Origin of the sequence: Actinophytocola sp., assembly GCF_035942955.1 — a bacterium.
GTDB lineage: Bacteria > Actinomycetota > Actinomycetes > Mycobacteriales > Pseudonocardiaceae > DASYTH01.
On sequence record NZ_DASZCQ010000064.1, the window covers coordinates 1 to 4,909 of the forward strand.

At 73.1% G+C, this 4,909-nt stretch carries 2 protein-coding genes and 1 pseudogene; 1 reads left to right on the top strand and 2 read right to left on the bottom strand.

Annotation, left to right across the window (positions count from 1 at the left end; all coding sequences use genetic code 11):
- Positions 1–1,054: TNT domain-containing protein (locus tag VGX25_RS06705; protein ID WP_326916733.1), on the top strand; the 1,054-nt coding region annotated here is incomplete at its 5' end.
- Between the two features lie 4 nt (positions 1,055–1,058).
- Here the strand turns inward: VGX25_RS06705 and VGX25_RS06710 are convergent.
- On the bottom strand, positions 1,059–4,421 hold the full coding sequence (locus VGX25_RS06710) for an error-prone DNA polymerase (RefSeq protein ID WP_326916734.1): 3,363 nt from the start codon (positions 4,419–4,421) through the stop codon (positions 1,059–1,061).
- Positions 4,422–4,564: 143 nt separating this feature from the next.
- A pseudogene (locus VGX25_RS06715) lies at positions 4,565–4,909 on the bottom strand (DNA polymerase Y family protein); the annotation flags it as partial.

Genomic DNA, 4,909 nt, shown 5'->3' on the forward strand with positions numbered 1-4,909 from the left:
GCCGCCCACGGCGCCACCACCGACGGTCGCGGTGCCGCGTCCGCCCGCTCCGCCGCCTCCTGTCCCCGAGCCGCCACCGCCGCCACCATCGCCGCCCGAGCCACCCCGGGCCGCGCCGCCCCCGCCGGGCCCGCCGCCGGCCGCGCTCCCGTCGCAGGGTCCACCGTCGGCCACCCTCGATCAGCTGCGGTCGCGGCTCACCGCGCTGGGCGTGCCCGAGTCGGCATACCGGATCGGTCCGCCCGCCGAGCGGACCTGGACCATGGACCAGACCCCGGAGGGCTGGCGGGTCGGTTGGTACGAAAGGGAGTTCGTGGCCCCGGCGGTGTTCGAGGACGTCGCCGACGCGGCCGCGTTCCTGCTCGGCAAGGTCATGCTGGACGCCGGCCGGCGGGAGGCCGAGCCGCCGCCACCTCCTCCTCCACCGGAGCCGGAGCCCGGAGCCGAGCCGGAGCCGCCCGCCGACGAGGAGACCGTGGTCTCCGAGCCGGCCGAGCCGCCGGAACCCAAGCTCCAGCAGACGATGCCGGCGCCCCCGCCGACCGTGGAGGAGCCGCCGCCCACCCTGTTCACCCCGAACGTGCCGGTCCAGCCGACCGGGCCGCGGCCGCCCGCCGGCCGCCCCACGGTGGCGGTCCGCGAGCACCGGGTCGAGTCCCCGCCGGAGCCCGAGGCGCGGCCGGAGCCCCGGCAGGCGGGGCAGCGCTGGCCCATCCAGCCGCTGAGCGGAGAGCCGCCGCTGACCCTGTTCCGCGGCAAGCGACTCATGGAGCTCGCGCCCGGCACGGAGATCGACCGGTTCGGTGAGCCGGACGGCAACCTGACCTACGCCGCCGGCACGCCGTTCGCCGAGCGGTCCCTCGTGCCCGAGTGGGTGGAGCGGCCCTTCCACACGTACCGGGTGACCCAGCCCATGGAGGTGCTGTGCGGCACCGCCATCCCATGGTTCGACCAGCCCGGGGGCGGCACCGCCTACCTGCTGCCGGCAGCGATCGAGGAGCTGCTCATGGAGGGGCGGCTGATCGAGGTTCCCGGTCGCCGGCCCGTCACGTAGCCGTTCACCGGAAGTCGCGGGACTTGGCGGGGATGCGGAGCTCGAGGGGCTGCAGCCGGTCGGCGAGCAGGCTGACCACGCCCTCCACGCTCTCCACGATCCCGCGCACCAGCAGGGCCGATGAGGTGCGGGCGATCCGGCGGTAGCGCGCCCACAACCCGGTCGTGCAGACCACGTTGACCATGCCGGTCTCGTCCTCGATGTTGAGGAACGTGACCCCGCCGGCGGTCGCCGGGCGCTGCCGGTGGGTGACCGCGCCGCCGACCAGCACCCGGGTTCCGTGGTCTACTTTGGACAGCTCGGCGGCCGGGAGCGCGCCGAGCCGGTTCAGCCGCTCCCGGACGAACTGCGTGGGGAAGCTGTCCGGCGACAGGCCCGTCGCCCAGATGTCGGCCACCGCCAGCTCGACCTCGTCCATGCCCGGCAGCGGGGGCGCCGCGGTGCCGACCGTGGTGCCCGGCAAGCGATCCGGGCGCTCCCCGGCCGCCGCACCCGCCGCCCACAGGGCTTCCCGCCGCCGCACGCCGAAGCAGTCGAACGCGCCGGCCGTGGCCAGCGCCTCGACCTGGGCCCTGGTCAGGGAGATCCGCCTGGCCAGGTCGACCATGTCGCGGTAGGGCCCGCCGCTGTCGCGCTGCTCGACGATGCGCGTGGCGAGGTCGTTGCCGATGGTGCGCACGGCGCCGAGTCCAATTCGGACCGCCCGCTTGCGCGCGATGCCGCACTCCGGGCACTCGTTGCTGTGCCTGCGGCATTCCGGGTGCATCGGCTCCAGGGTGGCGTGCGGCAGGCTGGCGTTGACGTCCGGCCCGCGCACGGTCACCCCGTGCCGGCGGGCGTCGGCGACCAGCGACTGCGGGGAGTAGAAGCCCATCGGCTGGGCCCGCAGCAGCGCGGCGCAGAACGCGGCCGGGTAGTACAGCTTGAACCAGGCGCTGGCGAACACCAGGTGGGCGAAGCTGAGCGCGTGGCTCTCCGGGAAGCCGAAGTTGGAGAACGCCAGCAGCTTCTCGTAGATCCGCCCGGCCAGCTCCGCCCCGATGCCGTGCCGCGCCGCGCCCTGGTAGAACCGCTCGCGCAGCCGCTCCATCCGGCGGGTGGACCGCTTGGCCCCCATCGCCCGGCGCAGCTCGTCCGCCTCGGCCGGGCTGAAGTCGGCCACGTCCACGGCGATCTGCATGAGCTGCTCCTGGAACAGCGGCACCCCCTTGGTCTTGTGCAGCGCGTTCTCCAGCAGCGGGTGGTCGTAGGTGACCTCCTCGATGCCGCTGTGCCGCCGGATGTACGGGTGCACCGAGCCGCCCTGGATGGGGCCGGGGCGGATCAGCGCGACCTCGACCACCAGGTCGTAGAACTCCGCGGGCTTCAACCGGGGCAGGGTGGCCATCTGCGCCCGACTCTCCACTTGGAACACTCCGACCGAGTCGGCCTTTTGCAGCATCTCGTAGACGTTCTTGTCGAACAGGTCCAGCTCGCCGATGTCCACCTTGATCCCATGGTGCTCGTCGACCAGGTCGATCACGTAGTGCAGGGCGGAGAGCATGCCGAGGCCGAGCAGGTCGAACTTGACAAGGCCGACCGCGGCGCAGTCGTCCTTGTCCCACTGCAGCACGGTCCGCTTGGGCATCCTGGCCGGCTCCACCGGGCAGACCTCGCTGACCGGCCGGTCGCAGATCACCATCCCGCCGGAGTGGATCCCCAGGTGCCGCGGGAAGTTCTCCAGCTGCCCGGCCAGCTCCATGACGGCCAGCGGCACGTCGTGGTCGTTGTCGTCCACTGTGGACTTGAGCGGGCCCCACCTGTCGATCTGCTTGCTCCAGGCGTCCTGCTGGCCCGGCGAGTAGCCGAGCGCCTTGGCCATGTCCCGGACCGCGGACCGGGCCCGGTAGCTGATCACGTTCGCCACCTGGGCGGCGTGCCGGCGGCCGTGCTTGTCGTAGACGTGCTGGATGGCCTCCTCGCGCCGGTCGGACTCGATGTCCAGGTCGATGTCGGGCGGGCCGTCCCTCGCCGGGGCGAGGAAACGCTCGAAGAGCAGGTCGTAGCGCGCCGCGTCCACGTTGGTGATGCCCAGCGCGTAGCAGACCGCCGAGTTCGCCGCCGATCCCCGGCCCTGGCAGAGAATGTCGTTGCGCCGGCAGAAATCCACGATCTCCCACACCACGAGGAAGTAGCCCGGGTAGCCGAGCTCCTCGATCACCTGCAGCTCGTGCGCGATCTGCAGGAACGCCTTGGGGTTCTCGGCGTACGAGCCGTAGCGCCGGGCCGCGCCGCGGTAGGTCAGCTCGCGCAGGTAGGTGATCTCGGTATGTCCCGGCGGCACGTCGAACGGCGGCAGCTCGGGCGCGATGACCTTCAGCGGGAAAGCCAGGTGCATGCCGAGCACCGCGGCCCGCTGGACCGCGCCCGGATAGCGGGCGAACCGGCGCCGCATCTCCTCGCCGGACCGCAGGTGCGCGGTGGGCGCCGGCGGCAGCCAGCCGTCCATCTCGTCCAGCGCTCGGCCGGCCCGCACCGCGGCCATCGCCGCGGCGAGGCGGCCGCCGTCCGGATGGGCGTAGTGCACGGCATTGGTTGCCACACAAGGCAGGCCCAGGTCGTTGGCCATGCCGTAGAGTAGGTCGTTGTGGACCGAGTCCTCCGGGCGGCCGTGATCGGTCAGCTCGACGAACACCCGGTCCCGGCCGTAGGCGCCGACCAGCTTGCCGAGCTGGACGAAGGCCGCATCGGGTCCATTGTGGACGAGCGCGCGGCGCACGGCGCCCTTGCGGCAGCCGGTGAGCACGACGCAGTGCTCCCTGGTCTCGGCCACCACCCGGTCGAGGTCGTAGATCGGGCGGCCCTTCTCCGCCCCGTCGGCCAGGTACCCGTTGGTCAGCGTCCGGCACAGCCGGTGGTAGCCCTCCTGCTTGTCGGCAAGCAGCAGCAGGTGCTCGCCCTCGGGGTCCGGGATCCCGTTCTGCGGCGCGGAAAGGTTCAGCGACAGCTCGGTGCCGAACACCGTGCGCACGCCGAGCTCCTTCGCCGCCTCGGCAAACCGGACCACCCCGTACATGCCGTCGTGGTCGGTGAGCGCGATGGCGTCCAGGCCGAGCAGCGCGGCCGCCTCGATCAGCTCCTCCGGATGGCTTGCCCCGTCGAGGAAACTGAAGTTGGAGTGGCAGTGCAGCTCGGCGTAGGGCACGCGCTCCTCGCCGTCGGTCTCGGTGGCCCCTGCCGGCCCGACCCCGGCCGGCGGAACGTACCGGTCCCGGCGCCGGCTCCAGGCCGGGCTGTCCCCACCATCGCCCTGCTGTCCGTTCTCCGGCCGCCCGGACATGATCCGCTCCAGCTCCGCCCAACTCACCGGCGGGTTGTTCCAGCCCATCACCCCTCCCCTCCCCGGCGTGTTGGCCTCTCACGTCGCTGTGTTGGCCTCTCACGTCGCTGTGTTGGCGCTGACGCGCGCGTGAGGCGCAAACACAGCGACGCCACACGCAAACACGGCGACGTGAGGCGCAAACACGGCGGTCAGTCGTAGACACCTTCGACCGTCCAGAGGTCGTGTTCCCAGACGAGGAGGAGGGCGGAGTCCTCGGTGAGGACCTGGAGGCGGGCGCAGCGGTGCGCCGAGTCCGGCTCCCACCAGCGCTCGTCGGCCGGCCATGGCCCGGCCCAGCCGCGCACCTCCCGGGGCGGCCCGTTCACCGCCACCCGGCGCGGCCGGCCGGTCAGCTCGAACCGGGCGCTGACCCCGATGTCGGACCCGGTCTCGTCGAGCACGGCGGCGGGGACCGGGCGGCTCGGCACCAGGCGCGGGGACGGCGCCGGCAGCCGGCCCGGCCACGGCGCGTCCGGGTCGGCGCGGGGCACCCG

Bases quoted from the DNA above. Each gene is read 5' to 3' on its own strand.
- VGX25_RS06710 (WP_326916734.1), bottom strand. From the start codon at position 4,421: ATGGGCTGGAACAACCCGCCGGTGAGTTGGGCGGAGCTGGAGCGGATC.